The 25748-nt window shown below is 43.3% G+C and carries 20 protein-coding genes and 1 other annotated feature; of the genes, 16 read left to right on the top strand and 4 right to left on the bottom strand.

What is annotated here, in order from left to right:
• Window positions 1–218 precede the first annotated feature (218 nt).
• Window positions 219–926, bottom strand: a complete 708-nt coding sequence (locus tag ACN6MY_RS20680; RefSeq protein WP_419881853.1) for a class I SAM-dependent methyltransferase — start codon at window positions 924–926, stop codon at window positions 219–221.
• 489 nt (window positions 927–1415) lie between these two features.
• Between ACN6MY_RS20680 and ACN6MY_RS20675 the strand changes: the two genes are divergently transcribed.
• Entirely contained in the window at window positions 1416–1841 is a 426-nt protein-coding gene (locus tag ACN6MY_RS20675; protein WP_419881852.1) for a GNAT family N-acetyltransferase, read from the top strand.
• A 109-nt stretch (window positions 1842–1950) separates the two neighbouring features.
• Here the strand turns inward: ACN6MY_RS20675 and ACN6MY_RS20670 are convergent, their stop codons facing one another.
• Together ACN6MY_RS20670 and ACN6MY_RS20665 are read right to left on the bottom strand one after the other, a co-directional pair.
• Window positions 1951–2478 (bottom strand): AAA family ATPase, encoded by a 528-nt coding sequence (locus ACN6MY_RS20670; protein ID WP_419881851.1) that lies wholly within the window; start codon window positions 2476–2478, stop codon window positions 1951–1953.
• A 98-nt stretch (window positions 2479–2576) separates the two neighbouring features.
• Window positions 2577–2915 carry a hypothetical protein gene (locus ACN6MY_RS20665; protein ID WP_419881850.1) on the bottom strand — a complete coding sequence of 113 codons (339 nt, stop codon included), beginning with the start codon at window positions 2913–2915 and terminating at the stop codon, window positions 2577–2579.
• 424 nt (window positions 2916–3339) lie between these two features.
• Between ACN6MY_RS20665 and ACN6MY_RS20660 the strand changes: the two genes are divergently transcribed.
• The 14 genes from ACN6MY_RS20660 (at window position 3340) to yihA (ending at window position 23246) form a co-directional block, all read left to right on the top strand.
• Window positions 3340–4089, top strand: coding sequence for a hypothetical protein (locus ACN6MY_RS20660; protein WP_419881849.1), 750 nt, complete (start codon window positions 3340–3342; stop codon window positions 4087–4089).
• Between the two features lie 417 nt (window positions 4090–4506).
• Window positions 4507–4760, top strand: a binding site (T-box leader).
• 116 nt (window positions 4761–4876) lie between these two features.
• Window positions 4877–6592, top strand: a complete 1716-nt coding sequence (gene ilvB / locus ACN6MY_RS20655) for an acetolactate synthase large subunit (RefSeq protein ID WP_419884238.1) — start codon at window positions 4877–4879, stop codon at window positions 6590–6592.
• Window positions 6589–7104 (top strand): acetolactate synthase small subunit, encoded by a 516-nt coding sequence (ilvN, locus tag ACN6MY_RS20650; RefSeq protein ID WP_419881848.1) that lies wholly within the window; start codon window positions 6589–6591, stop codon window positions 7102–7104. Before ilvB ends, ilvN begins: the two co-directional genes overlap by 4 nt.
• Before the next feature lie 120 nt (window positions 7105–7224).
• Window positions 7225–8250 carry a ketol-acid reductoisomerase gene (ilvC, locus tag ACN6MY_RS20645; RefSeq protein WP_419881847.1) on the top strand — a complete coding sequence of 342 codons (1026 nt, stop codon included), beginning with the start codon at window positions 7225–7227 and terminating at the stop codon, window positions 8248–8250.
• The gene (locus ACN6MY_RS20640; protein WP_419881846.1) at window positions 8237–9769 is read left to right on the top strand and encodes a 2-isopropylmalate synthase; all 1533 of its coding nucleotides are present in this window, start codon (window positions 8237–8239) and stop codon (window positions 9767–9769) included. The genes ilvC and ACN6MY_RS20640 overlap by 14 nt, the downstream gene beginning before the upstream one ends.
• Window positions 9770–9794: 25 nt before the next feature.
• Window positions 9795–10907, top strand: coding sequence for a 3-isopropylmalate dehydrogenase (leuB, locus tag ACN6MY_RS20635; protein ID WP_419881845.1), 1113 nt, complete (start codon window positions 9795–9797; stop codon window positions 10905–10907).
• 125 nt (window positions 10908–11032) lie between these two features.
• The gene (gene leuC / locus ACN6MY_RS20630; RefSeq protein ID WP_419881844.1) at window positions 11033–12454 is read left to right on the top strand and encodes a 3-isopropylmalate dehydratase large subunit; all 1422 of its coding nucleotides are present in this window, start codon (window positions 11033–11035) and stop codon (window positions 12452–12454) included.
• A gap of 23 nt (window positions 12455–12477) precedes the next feature.
• On the top strand, window positions 12478–13077 hold the full coding sequence (leuD, locus tag ACN6MY_RS20625) for a 3-isopropylmalate dehydratase small subunit (protein WP_419881843.1): 600 nt from the start codon (window positions 12478–12480) through the stop codon (window positions 13075–13077).
• A gap of 323 nt (window positions 13078–13400) precedes the next feature.
• On the top strand, window positions 13401–14429 hold the full coding sequence (locus ACN6MY_RS20620) for a tetratricopeptide repeat protein (protein WP_419881842.1): 1029 nt from the start codon (window positions 13401–13403) through the stop codon (window positions 14427–14429).
• A gap of 179 nt (window positions 14430–14608) precedes the next feature.
• Complete coding sequence (gene tig, locus ACN6MY_RS20615) at window positions 14609–15901, top strand: trigger factor (RefSeq protein WP_419881841.1); 1293 nt, start codon at window positions 14609–14611, stop codon at window positions 15899–15901.
• A gap of 589 nt (window positions 15902–16490) precedes the next feature.
• On the top strand, window positions 16491–17759 hold the full coding sequence (gene clpX / locus ACN6MY_RS20610; protein WP_419881840.1) for an ATP-dependent protease ATP-binding subunit ClpX: 1269 nt from the start codon (window positions 16491–16493) through the stop codon (window positions 17757–17759).
• A 584-nt stretch (window positions 17760–18343) separates the two neighbouring features.
• A complete protein-coding gene (gene lonB / locus ACN6MY_RS20605; RefSeq protein WP_419881839.1) occupies window positions 18344–20008 on the top strand; it encodes an ATP-dependent protease LonB in 1665 nt (554 codons plus the stop codon).
• Window positions 20009–20346: 338 nt separating this feature from the next.
• Window positions 20347–22668: an endopeptidase La gene (lon, locus tag ACN6MY_RS20600; RefSeq protein ID WP_419881838.1), complete on the top strand. Its 2322-nt coding sequence runs from the start codon at window positions 20347–20349 to the stop codon at window positions 22666–22668.
• Window positions 22665–23246 (top strand): ribosome biogenesis GTP-binding protein YihA/YsxC, encoded by a 582-nt coding sequence (yihA, locus tag ACN6MY_RS20595; protein ID WP_419881837.1) that lies wholly within the window; start codon window positions 22665–22667, stop codon window positions 23244–23246. The genes lon and yihA overlap by 4 nt, the downstream gene beginning before the upstream one ends.
• Window positions 23247–23598: 352 nt before the next feature.
• On the opposite strand, the gene ACN6MY_RS20590 is transcribed toward yihA, so the two are convergent.
• The gene (locus ACN6MY_RS20590; RefSeq protein ID WP_419881836.1) at window positions 23599–24081 is read right to left on the bottom strand and encodes a LiaI-LiaF-like domain-containing protein; all 483 of its coding nucleotides are present in this window, start codon (window positions 24079–24081) and stop codon (window positions 23599–23601) included.
• Window positions 24082–24404: 323 nt separating this feature from the next.
• Between ACN6MY_RS20590 and hemA the strand changes: the two genes are divergently transcribed.
• Entirely contained in the window at window positions 24405–25745 is a 1341-nt protein-coding gene (hemA, locus tag ACN6MY_RS20585) for a glutamyl-tRNA reductase (protein WP_419881835.1), read from the top strand.
• The last annotated feature ends 3 nt before the right edge of the window (window positions 25746–25748 follow it).

Raw genomic sequence — 25748 nt, 5'->3', positions numbered from 1 at the left:
ATAGTAACCAAGTTATGACTCCTACATACCAGAAAATTAATACTTCTATATTCTCGTTGAACGTATAATATTTAGACACAAGAACCCCCCTTTTTGTCTAGCTGCCGCTGATCATACCGCAGTAAAAGGAGACACGGTATCAAAGTAAAGGATGCGCAGTTTGGACAATGCGAACTGATTTAAGAAATTTTTTTATTCAGTGATGTACAGCACTTAAGTTATGGTTTTTGAAATAAAGCAGTTAATAACCCTTTAACTCCAAATAAATTATTTGTCTGCTCTAACTCAAGCATGTTTCTTATATCAATTTCTTTAAAATCCCTAAAGATTGCCCTTAACTTTTCCTCCGTATATCCCAGACCGCCTTTTAAACTCATCGATCTGTACACGTCCCAATCCGAGATTTCTGCTCCGCCATGTTCCCCGCCCGTAATAAAGCAAGTAAGTGCAAAGAACCCCCCTGGCTTCAATGCTTTAGTTACTAGATTTATGTAACTCATCCTTCGATGAGGAGCAATATGATGAAAGCACCCGGAGTCATAAACAATATCATATTCACCTTCTGCTATCTCTAATTCAAATATGTTTTCATTGATAAAATTGACACTGACATTTTTTTCGGTTGCTCTTTCTTTGGCCCATTGAAGTGATTCTTTAGAAAGATCTACTGCATCAACATGGCAGTGCATTTCAGCCAAATATATGGCATTCCTGCCGGGCCCGCAGCCTAATTCAAGCACTTTTCCTGATTTTAAACGTTTAGACTCAAAATAACTGACTAAATTTTCATCAGGACTGTTAACAAAAAAGGGGACACCTCTGTCTCTTTCGGAATAAAAGGTATCCCAGTTGAACTTTGACTGCTCTTTTAGCAATTGATCTAACATGACTAATATATCCTCGTAACTGCTAATTACTTCTTTCAAATCTATCGCCTCTTTCAGTTTGTTAGTTTGCTATCTAACTATATCGAATTTTGTGAACTTTAATGTTAAAGGAAGATTAAAATACGATTATTTAACTCCTTTATCAGTTCTTGAAGTCTGTCATTAGATGATACCTAAGAGAGTAGAAAGCTGTCAAAATGCCTTCTTTTATATGGTCTAAGGGTAACCTTCATTTGTTATGTAAAGTCGAAAATAACCTGCTTTAGATGTGTTTAATAAGGTATGTGAAAACGGGTGCTCTATGTAATGTTACAAATATTACAGTAGTGTGACAAAAAAAGTGTGTGTGAAGTATTAACAGCCCTTCTAGGGTCACTCTCACTATATATCGCAGCTGTAAGTCCGGGTTATAAAAGCCTTTCTTCAGCATTTACATGTGAATTTTCTTTCAGTAACTTTACTAATCTTATGTGAAACAATCTGGTAAAATATGAAAGTGGAGTTGGAGATTTTTAAGGGGGAAAAAACATGATCATTACTCAGCAATGGATTCAAGAAGATAGTGATTATATTCGTAAAAAAGTAATAGAACATAATCTATCTAAACTTCCAGATGATGTAAAACACCCAGTCAAGAATATTAGTTTTATTCTCAGGGGGGAGGAAGAGGAAATTTTAGGGGGAATTACAGGAACAATTTTTTGGTATAACTTACACATTGAGTCTTTATGGGTTGATGAATCACTTAGGGGCAAAGGATATGGGAAAGAATTATTAACTTGTATAGAAAAAATCGCTAGAGAAAATAATTGCAAACTAATCCAACTGGATACTTTCAGCTTCCAAGCCCCGAATTTCTATCAAAAAAATGGTTATGAAATTGTTGGTGTAATTGATGAATTTCCTAATAAAGAAAATCAGCAGTATTACCTATCAAAGAGGTTGATATATTAAGTATCTGCGTCAACTAACATTTGAGTTGATTTCAACAAAAGGGATGAAGAATGACCATTAGCCTCCGAGAAAGCAGTAAATATATTATCTGGGAGATGGCAGGGAACCTTTAAGGCTCTAAGGTAAAATAGTTTTTTAAGGATTTTTTATGATGTATGACTGCAAACTTATCACTGTACTTACCATATTTAGTGAAAAAATCAGGTTTGCCCACTTGTTCAAAATATCTATTCCATTTAAACATTTTAAAGAATATTTTAATTGTGGGGGTATAATTTGATTTCTCTATTCTTAGTATTTGAAACATAAATCTTTTGATAATCCTGTAGATTCTTGTTGAATTTTTTGTATCCAGGAAAATAATCAATTGGGCATGATGAAAACTAGGAGACACCCAATCTTCATTATGCACCCCCTCAATAATCCATGAATCAGAATTGATAATAGAGGTTAAATATTTATCTCTTTCTTCCTCTGTCCTCCTAATATCGCCAGTTTTATGCCTTTTCCAGACAACATTATCTAATTCATAATATGGAATGTTTAACAGCAAGGATAACTCTTTTGCTAACGTTGTTTTACCGCTTCCGACAGAGCCTATAATATGTATTTTTTTCGGAGCATTTTTTCTCTGCATAAGATTAGCTGCCTCTCGTAGTTTCTCTTGCTTGTGATTTATTCTATCACTCTTTTGTTCAGCGGGAATTAACAGAAATGCTTAACATAGCCTTCCCTTTAAAAAGAATTCTTGCCGTCGAAAACAACAGCTTTTTTCTTAACATCTTCCCATCCGTAATAGTAAGTATTTTGTGGATCTTTTTTAAATCTTACGACAGCTTCGTAAGGTGTATCTCCACCCGTAAAATAGTCATATACAATATTAACTTTAACAATATCATCCTTGGTGTAACCCTTTTTGGATAGTTCAAAAACAGTAGCTGTCAATAGTTCTTCTCTTTTTTCTAAGCTGCCTGTAACCACTATCTTTTGATAAGTTAAGATTCCGACTAAAACTAAAGAAAAGACCAGTAAAATTGAAAAAAAGAACGCTATTTTACTATTTATATTTTTCATCAAAGATTCCTCCTTGGACTAGTTCTAATATTTCGATATTATTTGACTATTTTACCATGGAGAGTATTTAGTTTATACAAAAAATGGCAAACGTGTTGTTGTTTAAACGAAATTTCACAAGCTCATTAGTCCCGGTCAATATTTAGCTGATACAGCCATTCACACAGAAAATTAGAAAGCATCAATCCTTGGCCGGGAATCTAACTTTCGTATACGATGAAGGTGGTTCTGCTGGTGTGAATATCATTTCAGAAATCACAGAAAGGATTTATTTTATTCCGCTTTAAAATGAGCGTATTTGTCAATATTAGGACTAAGCAAACAGCCTGGGAAAACAGGGGAAAGGAGGAGGGCTGAGATTCATTTTTTATGGGAAATCTTGATGATTAGTGTGCGGGAAATGCTGTATTTGTTAGGGGGATTATTGGCTGTCGGATTTTTGCTTGCTTTCCTCGAGAGACTGTCCAATACGTTTTTATATCGGGCTTTCGGCACCAGGGGCATTCTTTTTACAGCATGGCTCGGAACACCGATTCACGAGCTTGGTCATGCTTTGATGTGTGTTCTTTTTATGCATAAAATCAGGGAGATTAAGTTTTTTCAATGGAACAGTCCTGATGGAGTTTTAGGGTATGTGAGCCATGAATATAATCGTGGCAGCGTGTATCAAAGTGCAGGCAATTTTTTTATTGGGATAGCTCCAGTACTTATGGGAATCACATCCCTGATCCTCGGCATGCATGTGCTGCTACCGCATTCATATCATGCATTTATATCAGGTGCCGAGACAGGGGCGAGGGACTATTCTGATGCTGGAGACATGGTTAAACATGCTTTTGGGTCAATGATGATGCTGCTCAAGCTGATTTTTACCGGGAACAATTTGCTGAGGCCGTCATTCTGGCTGTTTTTGTATCTATCGATGTGCATATCCTCACATATCGCATTGAGCGCTGAAGATATGAAGGGAGCATGGAAGGGGCTTGTGGTATTGTCCGGGCTTCTTGTTATGTTTAATGCTGCAGCCGCAATTTTTCACTATAATACCCTTCCGGCTGTAATGAGTATTGCAAAATATAATGCCTATCTGCTTTCCTTCTCAAGCGCGGCTATTCTATTTTCTTTTCTTACAGTGTTAATCAGCTATGCTGTTTATAAAATTAAGACTGGTTAAGAGCGGAAGACACATGAATCGGGAAGTTTTTGCTCTTCGTGCATATTATGCCAGCTTAATTGCAGAATCTGTCTGCTCGGCAGGGGAGTTTTGAAGTCACTTTTCATTAAAAAAATTTTATAAAATTTTTTTAATGGCAAGAAATCTTAATGGACTGCCATTGTAAGCGGATACAAATTATCGGATGAATTTGAATAGTCAAAAAATTCGTGAAAATGTATTGACTGGCGAAAAAAATGGGCGTATTATAATCCACAAATAACAAGGACAAAAACACAGCAGATAAAAGCAAAAAGATGCAAATGCCTGGCATTTCTCTTAATGGCGGCATGGTATTTTTTAATTGCTTTAATGGTTTAAAGCTTTTTGCCGTTAAGCAAAATCTGTTTTTAAAGTTTTTGTCTACAAATTTCATAACCTATAGCGATGAAAAGGAAAAGTAGTCATTGGCAAAGCATTTTACAGAGAGCCGGGTAGCTGGAAGCCGGCAATGCTCCAATGCATGAACTCACCTTTGAGCTTCAGCTTGAACGGCGACCAGTAGAGCTGGACGGGTGCATACCAGTACCCGTTACCAAAACAGAGCAGTGAAACCTGCTCAAAGTGCGCATGATTGTAGTGCGAAAAAGGGTGGTACCGTGGAATGGACATATAGCCTTTTCACCCCTTTATTCTTGCAGAGCAAGTCTATTGTGGTGATGAGGCTTTTCTGTGCGCGGAAATATTTACTGAATTTTCTGTAATATAATTTTAGAGATTAAAGAAGTGGAGGGAATCATAGAAGATGATGGAAAAAGCAGTAGTGGCTGAAAAGAAAGATGTACCGGTGAAAAAAAGCGGGGCCGAACTATTGATTGACGCATTGAAGAAGGAGAATGTGGAAGTTATTTTCGGCTATCCGGGCGGAGCTGTTCTGCCAATCTATGACAAACTCTATGATTCAGGGCTTTTCCACATTTTAACCCGTCATGAGCAGGGCTCCATTCATGCAGCTGAGGGTTATGCACGGATCACAGGGAAACCCGGGGTGGTCATTGCAACCTCTGGGCCTGGAGCCACTAATATTGTTACAGGGCTTGCTGATGCCATGATTGACTCGCTGCCGATTGTTGCATTTACGGGCCAGGTTGCAACGACGGTTATTGGCTCTGATGCTTTTCAGGAGGCGGATGTGCTTGGCATTACTACACCGATCACCAAGCATAACTACCAGGTGCGAAATCCTGCGGACCTTCCAAGAATCATCAAAGAGGCTTTTTACATTGCTCAAACAGGACGGCCTGGACCGGTTCTGATTGATATCCCTAAGGATGTCGCGGCCTTTTCCGTGGAAGCACCCGAAAATCAGGAAATGGATTTGCCCGGCTATCAGCCCTCAGTGAAACCGAATTTCCTTCAGATTAGAAAGCTTGTTGAAGCAGTAAGCAGCGCGAAAAAGCCATTGATCCTAGCAGGGGCGGGCATTCTTCACAGTAAGGCAACATGCGAGCTGAAGGAGTATGCGGAGCAGCAGGGAATTCCGGTGGTCCACACACTGCTTGGCCTGGGAGGATTTCCGGCCAATCATGAGCTCTTTATCGGGATGGGCGGTATGCACGGAATATATGCCGCGAATATGGCGTTATCCTCATGCGATCTGCTTATTAATATAGGAGCAAGATTCGATGACCGGCTGACCGGTAACCTGGCAGCTTTTGCCCCGCATGCCGAGGTGGCCCATATTGATATCGATCCAGCGGAAATCGGAAAAAATGTCCCTACTAAGATCCCTGTAGTGGCAGATGCAAAAAACGCTCTGACAGAACTGATCCAGCAAAATGGCAGGAAACCGGAAGCAGCCCAATGGCTGCAGCAGCTGCATAGCTGGAAAAAGGAATTTCCATTCACATATAAAAATGATACGGGCAATTTAAAGCCTCAAAAAGCGATCCAGCTCATTCATGAAAAAACCGAAGGCGAAGCCATTGTAGTGACGGATGTAGGTCAGCATCAGATGTGGGCCGCTCAGTATTATCCTTTCAACAAGCCTCATGCCTGGGTCACTTCCGGAGGGCTTGGGACGATGGGATTTGGACTCCCGGCAGCGATTGGGGCCCAAATTGCTGAACCGGAAAGCATTGTCGTTTCCATTTCAGGTGATGGCGGTTTTCAAATGACATCTCAAGAACTATCACTGATTGCGGAGCTGAATTTGCCGGTCAAAATCATTGTGCTGAATAACCGTTCCCTAGGCATGGTTCGCCAATGGCAGGAAATCTTTTATGAAGGAAGGTATTCGCACAGCAAATTCCCGACACAGCCTGATTTCGTGAAGCTGGCAGATGCATACGGCATTCAGGGATATAGGGCATGTACGGAGGAAGAAGCAGCCGATTGCCTCAGCAAGGCGCTTGCCGCAAATGGACCGGTGCTGATCGACATGCAGGTGGAGCAGGATGAAAATGTATATCCAATGGTTGCGCCAGGCAAAGGGCTTGATCAAATGGAGGGTGTAGAGGGATGAAGGGAATTCTAATACTGACTGTCAATAATAGGCCTGGAGTACTGAATAGGATCACGAATTTATTTTCCAAACGAAATTATAACATCGAAAGCATTACAGTCGGTGCATCCGAGCAGGAAGGAGTTTCAAGGATTACCGTAGTCGTGCATGTAGAGGATGAAACGGTGATTGAGCAAATGACCAAACAGCTGAATAAGCAAATCGATATCTTGAAGGTGATAGACATCAGCTCACAGGCCATTGTCGCAAGGGAGCTGGCATTGATTAAAGTAGGCGTGAATCCTGCAACGCGTTCTGAAATTTTTTCAGTCATTGATCCTTTCAGGGGTTCAGTGATTGATGTGAGCAGGGACAGCCTCACGATCCAGATTACAGGTGAATCCTCCAAAGTTGAGGCATTTATCGAGCTGCTCAAGCCTTTTGGAATAAAAGAGCTAGCCCGAACAGGCACCACAGCCTTTCCAAGGGGCATGCAAAAAAGCAGTGAAGGAAAGAGCCTGAATATTGTTTAACATGCTGTTTTAAAAAATGGTCTTAACAATGCTCATTGTTAATTTTGACGTCATGAAGACAAAAAACAGCGTGCAAAGTTAACAGGGCAAATAATTATATAAAAAGGGAGATGCTTAGAAATGGCAAAGGTTTATTACAATGGAGATGGAAATGAGTCATATTTAGCAAATAAAAGGGTTGCAGTAATCGGATATGGATCTCAGGGCCATGCACATGCACAGAACCTCAGAGACAGCGGGGCAGAGGTTGTAATCGGCCTAAGAAGAGGGAAGTCCTGGGATAAGGCAGAAAGTGACGGTTTTCCGGTTTATTCAGTTGGTGAAGCCAGCAGCAGGGCAGATGTAATCATGATTTTGCTGCCTGATGAGCAGCAGCCTAAAGTGTACAGTGAAGAAATCCAGCCTGTATTAAGAGCTGGCCAGGCGCTGATGTTCGCACATGGCTTTAACATTCATTTCAATCAAATCGTGCCTCCTGCAGATGCGGATGTCTTATTGGTTGCGCCAAAGGGACCGGGGCATCTCGTCCGCCGCACATTTGAACAAGAAGCAGGCGTACCTGCATTATTTGCCATCCACCAGGATGTGAGCGGCGAAGCGAAGGAGCTGGCTCTTGCGTACGCCAAAGGAATCGGTGCTCTAAGGGCAGGAGTGCTTGAAACAACCTTTCAAGAGGAAACAGAAACCGATTTATTCGGTGAGCAGGCAGTATTGTGCGGAGGATTGACGTCTCTTGTAAAAGCAGGCTTTGAAACCCTGACAGAAGCTGGATATCAGCCGGAAGTCGCCTATTTCGAATGTTTGCATGAGCTGAAATTAATTGTGGATTTAATGTATGAAGGCGGCCTTGAAAACATGCGCTATTCCATTTCCGACACTGCACAGTGGGGTGATTTTGTTTCCGGTCCCAGAATTGTGGATGAAAGGGTCAAAGGGGAAATGAAAAAGGTTCTAAAGGATATTCAGGAAGGGGAATTTGCCAAAGGCTGGATTCTTGAGAACCAGGCAAACAGGCCGGTCTTCAATGCCGTTAACAGAAGGGAAAATGAGCATCAAATTGAAACAGTCGGGCGGGAATTAAGAAAAATGATGCCTTTTGTCAAACAGCAACAAAAGAAAGAAGTGGCTGCCTTTGCGAAAAATTAATATATTCGACACGACCCTTAGAGACGGTGAGCAATCGGCAGGCGTGAACTTGAATTTTTCTGAAAAGATTGAAATCGCACGCCAGCTTGAAAAGCTTGGTGCAGATATTATCGAAGCAGGATTCCCGGCGGCCTCACAAGGAGATTTCCGGTCTGTAAAAGAAATTGCCTCTCTCATTAAAGACAGCTCTGTGACAGGACTTGCGCGCTCAGTCCAGGGTGACATCGATGCGGCATGGGAAGCGCTGAAGGCTGGAGCTGAGCCAAGGCTGCATGTCTTTATCGCCACATCGCCGATCCACAGGCAATATAAATTAAAAATGACAAAAGAAGAAATTATTGAAAATGCCGTAAAAACGGTGAAGTACGGGGCAGAACGGTTCCCTGTTGTACAGTGGTCTGCAGAGGATGCGAGCCGGACCGAGCTTGATTATCTGGCTGAGATTGTTGAAAAGGTCATCCGGGCAGGGGCGAAGGTAATTAATATTCCAGACACGGTGGGCTACACCACTCCATTAGAGTATGCTGAAATTTTCCGCTATCTGAAAGAGCATGTTCCTTCTATTGATAAAGTCCATTTGTCAGCTCATTGCCATGATGACCTTGGCATGGCCATTGCCAATTCGCTTGCGGCTATTGAAGCAGGAGCATCTCAGATTGAGGGGACGATTAATGGAATCGGGGAAAGAGCCGGAAATGCGGCGCTTGAAGAGCTTAGCGTGGCGCTGCATACGAGGGCTGATCATTATGAGGCATATACAGGCCTTGCACTTGGAGAGATTAAGAGAACAAGTGATTTGGTAAGCAAATTAACCGGGATGCCAATCCCTCCCAATAAAGCAGTGGTTGGCCGCAATGCGTTTGCCCATGAATCAGGCATCCATCAGGACGGCGTTTTAAAAGAAAAAACAACCTATGAAATTATATCTCCGGAGCTTGTCGGCATTTCTGACAATTCCCTCGTACTTGGAAAGCACTCAGGAAGGCATGCCTTCAAAAGCAGACTGGATGAACTGGGGCTGTCCGTGGAAGGTGAAGAGCTGAATCGTTTATTCGTCCAATTTAAAGAGCTGGCTGATAAGAAAAAAGAGATTGCAGATGAAGATTTGGCAGCTCTTGTGCTTGATGAAAAACTATCAAAGGAGAATTCATTTTATCAGCTGAATTCCCTTCAAATCACGTATGGAACCAATCAGGTTCCGACGGCCACTGTAGCTTTGAAAAATGGAAATCATGAAGTGATCCAGGAAGCCGCTACAGGTGCAGGAAGCGTTGAAGCGCTATATAACACACTGGAAAGATGCATGGATACCGAAATAAGTTTACTGGACTACCGGATTCAATCTGTTGGCGCAGGAAGGGATGCCCTTGCACAGGTGTATGTGAAAATTCGCTATCAAGACCATGAAACGAGCGGGCGCGGCCTGCATCAGGATGTTCTGGAAGCATCGGCAAAAGCATATCTGAATGCTGTCAACCGGGTAATTTACCTCGGTGAGAAAGAAAAAATCGCGCAATGATGCAGGACTGAAAGGGGAGATTTCGATGATAAGGAAGATTGCAGTTTTGCCTGGAGATGGAATTGGAGCGGAAGTAGCACAAGGTGCAGTGGAAATCCTGCAGGCTGCGGCACATAGGTTTGGACATCATTTTCACTTTCAATACGGCGAGATTGGCGGAACTGCCATCGACAATACTGGAAATCCTCTCCCGGAGGAAACAGTAGAGCTTTGCAAGAACAGTGATGCTGTTCTTTTGGGAGCGGTCGGGGGGCCGAAGTGGGATAAGCAGCCTCCGCATCTCCGCCCGGAACGGGGCCTTTTGAAAATCCGCAATGATTTGCAGCTTTATGCAAACTTAAGGCCAGTCAGTCTCCATTCCAGTTTATCGGAATCTTCACCATTAAAAAAAGAGGTCATAGAAGGAACAGATTTATTGATTGTCAGGGAGCTGACCGGCGGGCTTTATTTTGGCAAACCGAGTGAGCGGACGACATATGAAGGTAAAGAAGCGGTCGTAGATACATTATTTTACCAAAAAGAAGAGATTGAGAGAATCATTGAGCTTTCCTTCGAGATTGCCGGAAAAAGAAATAAAAAGGTCACCTCAGTGGATAAAGCCAATGTGCTTGAGTCGAGCAGAGTATGGAGGGAGACGGCAGAGGAGGTTGCAAAAAAATATCCTGATATTGAGCTTACACATATGCTTGTCGATAATGCAGCCATGCAGCTGATCAAGAATCCGAGGCAATTCGATGTGGTGGTCACGGAAAATATGTTTGGGGATATTTTAAGCGATGAAGCCTCTGTTTTGACTGGTTCGCTCGGCATGCTTCCATCTGCATCCATTTCCGCCAGCGGTCCGCATCTATATGAACCTATCCATGGATCTGCACCGGATATAGCAGGGAAAAACACTGCAAATCCGCTTGGCATGATCCTGTCTGCAGCCTCCATGCTCCGCTTGTCATTTGGGCTTGAGGAAGAAGCACAGGCGATTGAAAAGGCCGTCAGCGATGTGCTCGAAAATGGAAGCAGGACAGCGGATCTCGCGCATAGCGGAAAGGAAACCCTTGGAACACGGGAAATGATTGCTGAAATTAAAACATCCCTGCTTGACCAGGAGGCCATTGCGAATATTATGGGCGCGTACGCCTAACTGCAGGGCTAAGCAATTGCAAGTTCCCGGCAGCACCAAAAACGGAACACGGCCAAATATGTGAAGGCCGTGTTTTTCTACATAGCCGCATGTTACAGGCTGCATAAAAGAATGGAGGAATGAAGATGGGAAAGTCGGTCATTGAAAAAGTCTGGGAGCGCCATGTGGTTCATGAAGAAGAGGGCAAACCCGATCTATTGTATATAGATTTGCATTATATACATGAAGTTACCTCGCCCCAGGCTTTTGAAGGGTTAAGGATGAAGGGCAGAAGCGTGAGGAGGCCGGATAAAACCTTTGCGACGATGGACCATAATGTGCCGACAGTCGCCAGGCACTCCATAACAGATGAAATAGCCGGAAAGCAGCTGGCAGCGCTCGACAGCAATTGCAGGGAGTTTTCCATTAGGCTTGAGGATTTAGATTCCCCGGATCAGGGCATTGTCCATGTCATTGGGCCTGAGCTTGGCTTGACACAGCCAGGAATGACCATCGTTTGCGGCGACAGCCACACCTCTACACATGGAGCTTTTGGTGCCATTGCCTTTGGAATCGGTACAAGTGAGGTGGAGCATGTCCTTGCCACGCAGACCCTATGGCAGACAAAGCCTAAAACAATGAAAATCGAGGTAAATGGAAAACTAGGAAAAGGTGTAACGGCGAAGGATGTTATTTTGCACATTATCTCATCAAATGGAGTCCATTTTGGAACAGGCTATATTATCGAATATTGCGGAGAAGTGATCCGGAGTATGTCTATGGAAGAAAGAATGACGGTATGCAATATGACAATTGAAGGAGGAGCAAGGGCAGGGCTTGTCAGTCCGGATGAGACCACCTTTTCTTATTTGCGGGGAAGGAAATATGTGCCTTCTGGCGCTGATTTTCAAAAATGTGAAGAAGAATGGAGAAAGCTTGGCAGTGATGAGGATGCAAAGTATGATAGCGAGCTGATCATTGATGGTTCACAGATTGCGCCGATGGTGAGCTGGGGAACGAACCCGGGAATGGCGAGCCCTGTGGACGGAAGGATTCCCGCAGGCGAAGCTCGGGGCATCAGTGCCAAAGCCCTACAGGGCGCCTTGGCATATATGGATCTTAAAGAAGGTATGAAAATTACCGACATTCCTGTGCAGCATGTTTTTATCGGATCATGCACAAACTCGAGAATCGAGGACCTAAGAAGCGCAGCTGAAGCAGCAGTCGGTAAAAAGGTGCATGAAGGAGTGCGGGCAATGGTGGTTCCCGGTTCTCAAGCTGTGAAAAAACAAGCGGAAGAAGAAGGCCTGGATCTCATCTTTAAGGAGGCGGGCTTTGAATGGAGAGAATCCGGGTGCAGCATGTGCTTGAGCATGAATCCTGATGTGGTCCCGCCTGGAGAGCATTGTGCTTCAACCTCCAACCGCAACTTTGAAGGCAGGCAGGGAGCAGGCGCAAGAACCCATCTTGTCAGCCCTGTAATGGCGGCCAATGCCGCTCTTCATGGAAGGTTTGTGGATATACGGAATCAGGACCGTTCATTAGCGGAAAGTGAAAATATTTTTTAAAAACAAGGCTGGAGGTGCAGAGGATGAACCCGATTACAACTTATAAAGGAAAAGCTGCCGTGCTGGACAGGGAAAACGTGGATACAGATCAAATCATTCCAAAGCAATTTTTAAAAAGAATTGAACGGACAGGTTTCGGGGAGTACCTTTTTTATAACTGGCGCTTTGATGAAAAAGGCAGAGTGAAGGATGACTTTGAGTTAAATCATCCTGCCTTCAAAGGAGCCAGCATCCTGCTTGCAGGAGATAATTTTGGCTGCGGCTCCTCCAGGGAACATGCTCCATGGTCCCTTAAGGATTATGGATTCGATATCGTGATTGCCCCGTCCTTTGCTGACATCTTTTACGGAAACTGCCTGAAAAATGGCTTGCTCCCCATTCAGCTTGGTAAACAGGATGTGGAGGAATTAATGAGGAAAGGAAATCAGGGAGGGTTTGACATTACTGTCGATCTTCCTAAACAAGAGGTAAGTGCCGGCTCGGGATTTCATGCTTCATTTGATATTCATCCATACTGGAAGGAAATGCTGGTAAACGGTTGGGATGAAATATCCATCACTCTTCAATATGAAGGTAAAATCAGTGATTTTGAAAACAAAAAAAGTGCGGTTTCTTCTATATAATATAGTGTCTGCACATGCAGAACCAAAATCCTCCCTGTTTCGGTGAGGCTGCTGTCAATCGATTATTTAAAACTCTGGTACACTCAACTGAAAAAAACCGTGCATATTCCGTGTTTTTGGAATAAGCACGGCTTTTTTCGTATTCACATTCTTTTTTATTAATGGCACACGGCTATTTGGCTGATTTAACAAAGACAATACACAGACTTTTTCAGTGGCCTGCTATTCGGGCCAGTGCTTTTGTTTTGCGTCTGTCTTTGTATTTCCAGACATTTCATGCTACACTGATTTTCATTAAGCTAAATGACAGGGCGGAGTTACAAATGAGCGGAGATAAAAAAACAGCATCAGAAAAAAAGGTCATCCCATTTCCTAATCTGGAGGAACGTCTTGTCCAAAAGGGGCTTGATTTGCTTTCGTCCAGGGATTTTAAGGAAGCGGCAAATCTATTTAGTCAGGCGAGGGAAATGAATGCCGAAAATCCTGAATCAGCCGTAGGCCTTGTTGTATCATTTGTGGAGCTTGGATATTACAGTGAAGCAAGGGACCTGTGCAATGAATTGCTTCACAAAGGCATCGGGGATTACTTTCAAGTGGTTAACATTTATCTAATGGTTCTGCTGCAGCTGAACGAGCATCGTGAAATGATCACAACAATTGAAGCATTGCTCGATGACGATCAGGTGCCGTTTGATAAAATCGATCATTTCGAGAAAATGCTTGGATTTTCAAAAAGAGTGCTTGAAGAAAAGCTAGAACAGGCTGATTTAAAGCAGGAGCGTTTTGAAGAGGAAATGAAGGAGACAGAGCTATTCAAGGATAAAACGGAAAGCGAAATCCTTCTTGGCATCTCAAAGCTTGCTGATATGAATGCGAGGCCATTTATCACGCAAATCAAGGATTATCTGGCCTCGGATGAAGGCCACCCTTTCTTGAAAACACTGCTGCTAAACATTCTTCAGGACCAGGAGTACGACAGGGAAATTGAGATTGAGAAGTTTTCCAAAAAAAGAAAACTTGTGCCGGCAGAGCTGCCCCCATTGAAAACGGGAGAGTTTTTCACAGCGGTTTCCGGCATGATTGAAGATGTGCTGGGGCAGGAAAATCCGACACAGGCTGAAATGATTCTGAGCCTTTTTGAAAGGCATCATTTCCTGATTTACCCTTTTGAGCCTGAAAAAAAAGACTATCCGGCATGGGCAGCGGCCTATCATGTGCTCGGGGATGAGTACCAGAGCGGTGAGTGTACGGCAGAAGAGGCGGCCGGGAAATACGGAGCTGACGCTGATTCTGTCATGAAAACAGTTCAGGATTTAAAGGAGTTTGAAGAAATTTCTTATCCTATTATTTAAGCTATTGCTGTTGAAACAAAAGGAACCTGTGTTATAATGTAGTGGTTGTAATATGCATTCACCAAACACGGCAAATTCCCGATATCTTGGGGAATGGCCGCAGGATGACTTGTGGGAATACAAAGCAGATTCATCCATTGCTTATTCATGAATTATATAGATTTTTTGGAGGGAAACACATGTCTGTAAAATGGGAAAAGCAAGAAGGCAACCAAGGAGTTTTAACGGTTGAAGTAGAAGCAGCAAAAGTTACTGAAGGTTTGGACGCTGCTTTCAAAAAAGTTGTAAAGCAAATTAACGTTCCTGGTTTCCGTAAAGGTAAAATGCCTCGCCAGATGTTCGAAAGAAGATTCGGTGTGGAATCATTATTTGATGATGCACTTGATTTCATTCTTCCTGATGCTTATGCAAGTGCAGTTGAAGAAGCAGGAATCTACCCTGTAGACCGTCCTCAAATTGACGTTGAACAAATGGCAAAAGGACAAGACCTTATTTTCAAAGCTACAGTTACTGTAAGACCAGAAGTGAAGCTTGGAGAATACAAAGGCATCGAAGTAGATGCATTCAATTCTGAAGTAACAGACGCTGACGTAGAGGAAGCAATCAAGTCACTTCAAGAGCGCCAAGCTGAGCTTGTTGTTAAAGAAGCAGGACAGCCTGCTGAAAACGGCGATACTGTCGTTCTTGATTTCGAAGGTTTCGTTGATGGAGAAGCATTCGAAGGCGGAGCATCTGATAACCATTCACTAGAGCTTGGATTTAACTCTTTCATCCCTGGCTTCGAAGAACAGATTGTCGGACTTGAAACAGGCGCTGAAAAAGATATCGAAGTATCTTTCCCTGAAGAATACCATGCAACTGAGCTTGCTGGAAAGCCTGCAGTATTCAAAGTGAAAATTCACGAAATCAAAACAAAACAGCTTCCTGAATTAGATGACGAGTTTGCTAAAGATGTTGACGAAGAAGTTGAAACTTTAACTGAACTTCAAGAAAAAACAAAGAAAAACCTTGAGCATGACAAAATGCATGAAAAAGAAAACTTTGTCCGTGACACAGTTGTCGAAAAAGCTGCAGCTGCTGCAGAAATCGACATTCCTGAAGTAATGGTAGAAAACGAAGTTCAGCGTATGCTTGGAGACTTCGAACAGCGCCTTCAATCTCAAGGAATGAACATGGAGCTTTACTTCCAGTTCTCTGGACAGGACGAAGAAGCTCTTAAAGCTCAAATGAAAGACGAAGCATCAAATCAAGTGCGTGTAAGCCTTACTCTTGAAGCGATTGCTGAAGCTGAAAACCTTGAAGCTACAGACGAAGATGTGGATGCAGAAATCAGCAAAATGGCTGAAATGTATAACATGAACGCTGAAGACATCAAAAAAGCTCTTGGTAGCTTAGACGGTGTTAAGTCTGATCTTAAAATCAAAAAAGCAGTCGACTTACTTGTTGAAAACAGCAAAACAGTTGAAGCTTAATTCAATAACATAATTTCAGAGGCATTCCGGAAGCAATTTTTGCTTGTAGAGTGCTGATGATTCGACAGGGCGCGAGCAATCGTGCCTTGTTTTATACATATTGGACATTTTCCCTTGTTAAACGCGAATAATGGGGAATAATAATTAGGGTGATATCTGCTGTAACTGATTGATTTTTTTTTGATTTCAGTGTAGATTAATTCTAATACCGCATATACATATATATACAGACCCCGACTTTTTGCATTCAAAAGGTTTGGGAATGCTGGTATCGGGCAAAATACATATTATGAGTTTTAAATGTTGTTTATTGGACAACTTGCATGGCTAAGCATTTTAATTACAAAACTTCACGGAACATGGTAAAATGCAATTCATATAAGAAATGGAAAGCATTCTGCAGGCAAGCCGCAAAGTCCCGAGGCGTGCGCATAGTTTTTATGAAGTTTCTGAAGCCGCAGGAATTACATATGCTTTTGTTATTATTTCTTGTATGCCAGATCGAAATGCTTATTGCTGATGGAGAACGGTTCAATATCGGATTCTTCACTGAGTATAGATTGGAAGAGTATATAAAGGGGTTGAGTTCATGTTCAAATTTAATGATGAAAAAGGACAGCTTAAGTGTTCTTTTTGCGGTAAAACCCAAGAACAGGTCCGTAAACTGGTAGCAGGTCCAGGTGTATATATTTGTGACGAGTGCATCGAGCTTTGCACGGAGATCGTGGAAGAAGAGCTTGGCACAGAAGAAGAAGTGGAATTTAAGGATGTCCCTAAACCGCAGGAAATCCGCGAAATTCTGGACGAGTATGTCATCGGCCAGGAGCAGGCGAAAAAGTCACTGGCTGTTGCCGTTTATAATCATTATAAGCGCATCAATTCCAACAGCAAGGTAGATGACGTTGAGCTTGCAAAGAGTAACATTGCTCTTATCGGGCCGACAGGAAGCGGTAAAACATTGCTTGCGCAAACATTGGCACGTCTGCTTAACGTTCCATTTGCAATTGCGGATGCCACTTCACTGACAGAAGCCGGATATGTGGGCGAAGATGTAGAAAACATCCTGCTTAAGTTAATCCAGGCTGCTGATTATGATGTGGAAAAAGCAGAAAAGGGAATCATTTATATCGATGAAATCGATAAAGTGGCCCGTAAGTCTGAGAACCCTTCCATTACACGTGACGTATCAGGTGAAGGTGTACAGCAGGCATTGCTGAAAATTCTTGAAGGCACGGTTGCAAGTGTTCCGCCACAAGGCGGGCGAAAGCATCCTCATCAGGAATTCATCCAGATCGACACAACGAATATCCTGTTCATCTGCGGCGGCGCATTCGATGGTATCGAACCAATCATTAAACGCCGTTTAGGCCAAAAGGTTATCGGCTTCGGCTCTGATGTCAAGAAAGACGATGTACTTGAGAAGGAATTGCTGTCAAAAGTGCTTCCTGAAGACTTGCTTCGCTTTGGACTGATTCCTGAATTCATCGGCCGTATTCCAGTAATCGCTACACTTGAGCAGTTAGATGAAGCAGCATTAATGGAGATTCTTACTAAGCCTAAAAATGCACTTGTTAAACAATACCAAAAAATGCTGGAACTTGATAATGTGGAACTTGAGTTCGAAAAAGAAGCTCTTGTTGAAATCTCCAAAAAAGCCATTGAGCGGAAAACCGGCGCGCGCGGACTTCGTTCAATTATTGAAGGAATCATGCTTGATATGATGTTTGACCTCCCTTCACGCGATGATATCGATAAATGCATCATCACGGCTGACACCATCACAGATAATGAGCCTCCGAAGCTTGTTCTCAAAGATGGCACAACGATTAAAGGCCAAGAAAAGAAAACTTCTGCTTAATGAATAGTAAGAAAGAGCTGCTGGCATGCCGGCAGCTCTTTTTTTGGCTTTCTTTTGTAATTGCAAACATGTGAGGACGATAAAGTGGCTGTTTCTTTCATTAAAGCTGTTTTCTAAACTTTGCTGGTATTCAACAAGTGGTTGATTTCCGCTCCAGGATGCTCGCTTTCCGCGGGGCGGGCTGAGCCTCCTCAGCTGCGCTTGCGGGGTCTCGCCTTCCCGCTAATCCCGCAGGAGTCTCGCACCTTACGCTCCAATCAACCTGATTTACCAATATGATTGCCTCACAGAACTCATTAAAAAAACAACAATTTTTAAGAGAAAAGTCTTCATTAAAAGGTTGTCTTTTAGTTTTTTTTGAATTTCCAGTTAAATGGATAATTGGACCGAATTAGAGAGGATTCGAGCCAAATCAGTGTTGGTTAGAGCCAATTCATCAACTATTCGAGCGAAATCGAGCTTCATTCGGTCCAATTGAAATCTGTTGCACCTTTCATCATATACCTTCTCAAAAACTTGGATTATTTCAGTTCAACAAAGGAGATACTATCAATAAGATTAAAGGTGTTGCAGGAGGGAATGCGATGAGCTGGACAGGTATTGCTTTGTTTATCCAATTGTTTTTTGGGATTATCATTGGCGTTTATTTTTTGAATTTGCTGAAAGGACAAAGAACGCAAAAAGTTTCCATAGACCGTGACTCGAAAAAGGAAATGGATCAGCTGAGAAAGATGCGTTCCATTTCGCTGACAGAACCGTTATCCGAGAAAGTAAGGCCAACGTCATTTGAAGATATTGTGGGACAGGAAGACGGAATTAAGTCTCTGAAGGCAGCGTTATGCGGCCCCAACCCTCAGCATGTCATCATTTACGGGCCTCCCGGAGTAGGGAAAACGGCGGCAGCCAGGCTGGTTCTTGAGGAAGCCAAAAAAAATAATAAGTCCCCATTCAGGCAGGGAGCCGTATTTGTAGAGCTGGATGCAACCACAGCCCGCTTTGACGAAAGGGGAATTGCCGATCCTTTAATTGGTTCTGTCCATGACCCGATTTACCAGGGAGCAGGAGCGATGGGACAGGCAGGCATTCCGCAGCCGAAGCAAGGAGCTGTAACGAATGCGCATGGAGGCGTGTTGTTCATTGATGAAATAGGCGAGCTGCATCCGATACAGATGAATAAGCTATTGAAGGTACTGGAAGACCGGAAAGTGTTCCTGGAAAGTGCTTATTATCAGGAAGAAAATGTGAATATCCCTACACATATCCACGATATTTTTAAAAATGGCCTTCCGGCTGATTTCAGGCTGATTGGAGCAACGACAAGGACCCCGAGTGAAATTCCGCCGGCTATCCGGTCCCGGTGCCTTGAGGTGTTTTTTAGAGATCTAGAGCGCGGGGAAGTTATCAAAGTCAGCAAACGGGCAGCTGAAAAGGTCAGGATTGCCATCAGCGAGAAAGGGCTCGAAACCATCTCCGGGTATGCCAGGAACGGCAGGGAAGCTGTAAATATGGTCCAGACATTAGCAGGGATTTCTATCACTGAGGACCGTAACTTTATTAAAGACGAAGATATCGAATGGATTGCCCACAGCAGCCAGCTTACTCCCCGGATGGACCAGAAAATCAAGGAAAAGCCAAAAGTTGGCCTTGTGAACGGACTTGCTGTTTACGGGCCGAATTCAGGAGCCCTTCTTGAGATAGAAGTAACCGTCATTCCTGCGCTTGATAAAGGAAGCATCAATATTACCGGAATCGTTGAAGAAGAAAGCATAGGCGGAAACGGGAAGTCCATCCGCAGAAAAAGTATGGCAAAAGGATCGATTGAAAATGTCATAACCGTACTCCGCTCCATGGGTGTGCCGGCTGATCAGTTCGACATTCATGTTAACTTCCCAGGCGGCAGTCCTGTTGATGGCCCTTCGGCTGGTATCGCGATGGCGACAGGGATATATTCCGCCATTTATAAAATTCCGGTGAATCATAAGGTGGCTATGACAGGTGAAATCAGCATCCATGGACAGGTGAAGCCGATTGGCGGAGTCATTCCGAAGATCAAAGCAGCCAAGCTTGCAGGAGCTGATACTGTAATCATCCCAGAGGAAAATATGCAAAGCATCCTGCAGGAAATAGAAGGCATAACAATCATACCAGTAACAAAACTGAAGGATGTGTTTGACAAGGCCTTATTAAAGGATGTCATCCCGGAGAATATTATCCCGTCCATCAGCATTTCAAAAAAAGAAAGTGTATAACAAAAGTGGCCCCGGTTTACCCATACCGGGGCGTCTCTATTTGGCTGAAGATCATTTTTTTAGGCTATTTTCTTAAAGATCGTTGTTTTTAACGAATTCTATGAGGCGATCCCGTTGTAAAATCAGCCATTTTGTTCCATAGCAGCAAAGTTTTCGAAGACAGCCTATTATTAAAGCAGGTTCAACCGCATTACCTTCATCATAGCTCGTTGGCTGACCAAACAAATAGACACTTTCATACAAATAAGATAGAATTGTTAAAAGGTTGTCAAACAGGGTAATTTATATGTGAATGCACATGATGCAAATAGATAGATCATTTATGGAGGTGTCAGGCTATGGCTGATAAAGAAATCATCGTCCCCCTCCTGCCGCTACGAGGACTGCTTGTGTATCCTACAATGGTTCTGCATTTGGATGTAGGACGAGATAAGTCTGTACAAGCCCTTGAAAAAGCAATGGTAGAAGACCATCTCATCTTTTTAACTACGCAAAAAGATGTATCTCTGGATGATCCCGGAGAAGAAGATATATATACCATGGGGACACTTACAAAAGTTAAACAAATGCTAAAGCTTCCCAATGGGACAATCCGTGTTTTAGTAGAAGGTTTAAACCGGGCAGAAATCGTCTCTTTTTACGATAATGAGACGCATTTTTCCGCCAAGCTTGAAGTATTCGAAGACAGTGAAGACAAAGAAACCGAACATCAGGCATTAATGAGGACCCTGCTTGAATACTTCGAGCAATACATAAAAATGTCAAAGAAAATTACCGCAGAGACATTTTCATCAACCGCTGATATCGAAGAGCCCGGAAGGCTTGCAGATATTGTTTCTTCCCATCTGCCGCTGAAGCCAAAGGAAAAGCAGGAAATCCTGGAAACCTTAGATGTCAGGCAGCGGCTCGTGCGTGTAATTGAGATCATCAATAATGAAAAAGAAGTGCTGAATCTCGAGAAAAAAATCGGGCAGCGCGTCAAACGCTCAATGGAACGCACACAAAAAGAGTACTATCTGCGCGAACAGATGAAGGCCATCCAGAAGGAGCTTGGAGACAAAGAAGGAAAGACCGGCGAGATTGCCGATCTTACCGGGAAAATACAAGCTGCCGGCATGCCTGAGCATGTAGAGAAAACCGCCTACAAAGAACTGGACCGCTATGAAAAGGTTCCATCCAGTTCTGCTGAAAGTGCGGTAATCCGGAACTACATTGACTGGCTAGTTTCTCTTCCCTGGTCGAAAACCACAAAGGATGACTTGAATATCATCAAGGCAGAAAAAATATTGAACCGCGATCATCATGGCCTTGAAAAAGTCAAAGAACGTGTGCTCGAATTTTTGGCTGTACAGCAGCTGACAAACTCCCTGAAAGGCCCGATTCTTTGTCTTGCAGGACCTCCTGGGGTCGGTAAAACAAGTCTTGCCAAATCAATTGCTGCAAGCATGAACCGGAACTTTGTGCGTGTTTCTTTAGGCGGGGTAAGGGATGAATCTGAAATCCGCGGACACAGGCGCACATATGTAGGGGCCATGCCCGGCCGGATTATACAGGGAATGAAAAAGGCGGAGACCATCAATCCAGTTTTCCTTCTCGACGAAATTGATAAGATGTCCAGCGACTTCCGCGGTGACCCATCTTCAGCCATGCTTGAAGTATTGGATCCGGAGCAAAATCATAACTTTAGCGACCATTATATAGAAGAAACATATGATCTTTCACAGGTAATGTTCATCGCAACAGCCAATGATCTTTCAACGATACCGGGACCGCTTCGCGACAGGATGGAAATCATTAATATTTCCGGTTATACGGAAATTGAAAAGCTTCATATTGCGAGAGAGCATCTTTTGGTAAGACAGCTGAAAAGTCACGGGCTGCAAAAGTCCCAGCTGCAAATCCGCGATGACGGCCTGCTTCAGATCATCCGTTATTATACACGCGAAGCTGGAGTACGGGGCCTTGAGCGCCAGCTTTCTAGCATCTGCCGCAAAACAGCGAAAATCATCGTGTCTGGCGAGAAAAAGCGTGTGGTGGTGAGTGAGGCTAATGTGGCTGATTTCCTCGGGAAAACCATGTTCCATTACGGCCAGGCCGAAGCGGAAGACCAGGTAGGCGTTGCCACTGGGCTTGCTTATACTTCAGTTGGCGGAGATACGCTTCAAATCGAAGTGTCCCTTTCACCAGGGAAAGGAAAACTGGTCCTGACAGGTAAGCTTGGTGATGTAATGAAGGAATCGGCACAGGCTGCATTCAGCTTCGTCCGCTCCAAAGCTGAAAAGCTTCATATTGACCCGGACTTTTATGAAAAGTATGATATTCATATCCATGTGCCTGAAGGGGCAGTTCCAAAGGATGGCCCGTCAGCTGGAATTACAATGGCAACCGCATTGATCTCCGCATTAACGGGTGTGCCTGTCCGGAAGGAAGTCGGGATGACCGGAGAAATTACGCTTAGAGGGCGCGTACTGCCGATTGGCGGCTTGAAGGAGAAATCCCTCGGGGCCCATCGTGCAGGATTAACGAAGCTCATTGTTCCAAAGGATAATGAAAAGGACATTGATGATATTCCTGAAAGTGTCCGGAAAGATTTAGAATATGTTCTCGTTTCACATATAGATGAAGTACTTGAACACGCATTGGCAGGTGAAATTGAATGAAAGTAACAAGCTCTGATATTGTGATCAGCGCTGTAAAGCCCGAACAGTACCCAAGCGAGCAGATTCCTGAATTTGCTTTAGCCGGAAGGTCGAATGTAGGCAAATCCAGCTTTATCAACAAAATGATCAACCGCAGGAATCTTGCGCGCACCTCGTCAAAGCCGGGAAAAACACAAACGCTGAATTTTTATATTATTAATGACAGCCTTCACTTTGTGGATGTACCGGGATATGGCTATGCTAAGGTATCTAAGTCCGAACGTGCAGCCTGGGGTAAAATGATCGAAACGTATTTCACTAATCGTGAACAGCTTCGTGCAGCCCTGCTGATTGTAGATCTTCGCCATCCTCCAACAAAGGATGATATCGCAATGTACGAATTTTTGAAGCACTATGACCTGCCGCGCATCGTCGTGGCTACAAAGGCGGATAAAATTCCAAAAGGCAAATGGCAAAAGCACTTAAAAGTCACCCGTGAAACATTGGGCCTTGATAAAGAAGACGAACTGATTCTGTTTTCAGGTGAAACAGGAGAAGGAAAAGAAAAAGCATGGGGCATCCTAAGCAAGTATATGTAAAAAAGTGCAATCGCCTTGTTCAGCTTGCGAAGCAAATAGGGTTTTGGCCATGGAAGGCGTACTTTGCCTTCTGTGGACAAAACATCTTTTGCACAGCGAGCTAGGCGATGAAGCTGGATTATGTAAAAAGCGTAAGCGCCTATTAGCGGAACAAAGACTAAGAACGCCGCGTCCTGCGGCAACGTCTTTGTGACCCCCATCCTGGGTGCCTTATGACCTCGAGAGGCTAGGCGCTTTCGCTTGATTGCAATAACTATAGTCCCGTCCAAAAAAAGAGCCTTGCACATCCTGTAATGATGTGCAAGGCTCTTTTTGCTGCGTTTAAAGGGATAAAAGGCCTGCTGCCCATATCCTATTTCTTTTTCACAAGCAGAATGATTCCAATCAGCATCACGATGAATGGCCAAAATTTAGCAGGGTCTGCTGTGCCTATTGTAATTAATCCAATCCAGCCGGTAATTTTGTCATAAAATAAGGAAAGAAGGGAAATGACTAATAATACCACACCGTGAAACATTCCAGAATTGGCAGCCCTTGCCCGCAGAATGAAGCCCAGGGCTATGATTAATATGAACACTCCGATATTATCCGGCCATATCTCAAGACGGTGGACAACATGGAAATGCAGACCGAACCCGAAAAGGATGACACCCGGCAATATGGCTTCATTATCTTTTCCGCTGTATGCCTGTATCAAAAAGGCGATGCCGACAATGCACAGAATCGTAGGCCAATTGAAAAAGCCCTGAAACAATTCAATGTTTGCCTGTTTCAGAAAAAAGTAAAGACCGAATCCTATTAAGATCAAACTGGGAAAAATACGCTGTGATTTCATGATTACCTCCTGGAAATGCCAATTACTTGAAGTGCTTATTTATTTTTGATATGGTACTTTTGTACGTATGCCAAAGGTGGCATCTATGTAAATAAAATGTTTCTTCCTTTCAATAATAAACGCTTCGAAAAGGACAGTCTAAAGTTTTTTCCTTTCGTATTCAAAGAAAAAAACTTGTATCCTGCACGGCTGAGATTGTTTAGTCTTTTTCATGTTAGCACATGATTCATAAACTGTTCATAATTTTTTTCGTTTCACGAAATTGTACATGTTATAATAATTAAGGTTCTTAATTGATTAAATCTTGGGGGTGCAAACAAGGGATGCATATACTAGCGGTTGGATTAAATTATAAGACTGCCCCTGTCGAAATACGCGAAAAGCTGTCATTTGATGAAGCTGAACTGGCTGAGGCAATGAAAGCTCTTAAAAATAAAAAAAGCATATTAGAAAACGTCATAGTATCCACCTGTAACCGCACAGAAATTTATGTGGTAGGCGACCAGGTTCATACTAGCCGATATTATATAAAAGAATTTCTTTCAGAATGGTTCCAGATTGAGCAGGAGGAGTTTTCTCCTTATCTATTTGTGTACGAAGGAGACGGAGCGGCAGAGCACCTGTTTCAGGTTGCCTGCGGATTGAATTCTATGGTTCTTGGCGAAACACAGATACTCGGACAGGTCCGCCAAAGCTACATGCTGGCCCAGCAGGAAAAGACGATTGGTTCTGTGTTCAATCATCTATTCAAAGAGGCGCTGACATTAGCCAAAAAAGCACACTCTGAAACAGAGATTAACACCAATGCCGTATCAGTCAGCTATGCAGCTGTTGAACTGGCCAAGAAAATTTTCGGAAGCCTTGACGGCAAGAATGTATTGATTCTTGGCGCCGGCAAAATGGGCGAGCTTGCGGTACAGAACCTGCACGGAAACGGTGCCGGCAATTTGACCGTTATCAACCGTACACATGAAAAAGCCGCTGCTCTTGCTGAACGTTTTTCCGGACAGGCAAAAGAACTTTCCGAATTGCAGCCTGCCTTGGCAGAAGCGGATATCCTGATCAGTTCAACAGGTGCAAAGGATTTTGTCATTACGAAAGATATGATGGACAATGTGGACAAAGTGAGAAAGGGCCGCCCGATTTTCATGGTCGACATTGCTGTTCCGCGTGATCTGGATCCAGCGATTTCCCAATCTGAAAATGTCTTTCTTTATGACATTGATGATCTTGAAGGAATTGTGCAGTCCAATCTTGCTGAACGGAAGAAAGCTGCAGAAAATATCCATTTGATGATTGAACAGGAAATTGTCGAATTCAATCAGTGGATCAATATGCTGGGTGTCGTGCCTGTGATTTCGGCACTGCGCGAGAAAGCCCTCGGCATTCAGTCAGAAACAATGGAAAGCATCGAGAGAAAGCTGCCGCACCTTAGCGAACGGGATATCAAGCTTTTAAATAAACATACTAAAAGCATCATTAACCAGATGCTGAAGGATCCGATCCTGTATGCGAAGGAAATGGCGAATGAGCCAAATGCCAGGGAAGCATTGGACCGTTTTGTGAAAATCTTTCATTTAGAAGAATCAAGTAGCAAATCTCCAGCAGACAAAGAAACTGTTATAAAGGGTGCAGGAGTCCAGATGATTCCTGCTCAAGCGTAATAA

It is taken from the genome of Peribacillus sp. B-H-3, from assembly GCF_048572925.1.
Lineage (GTDB): Bacteria > Bacillota > Bacilli > Bacillales > DSM-1321 > Peribacillus.
This window is presented reverse-complemented; position numbering and strand designations above follow the sequence as displayed.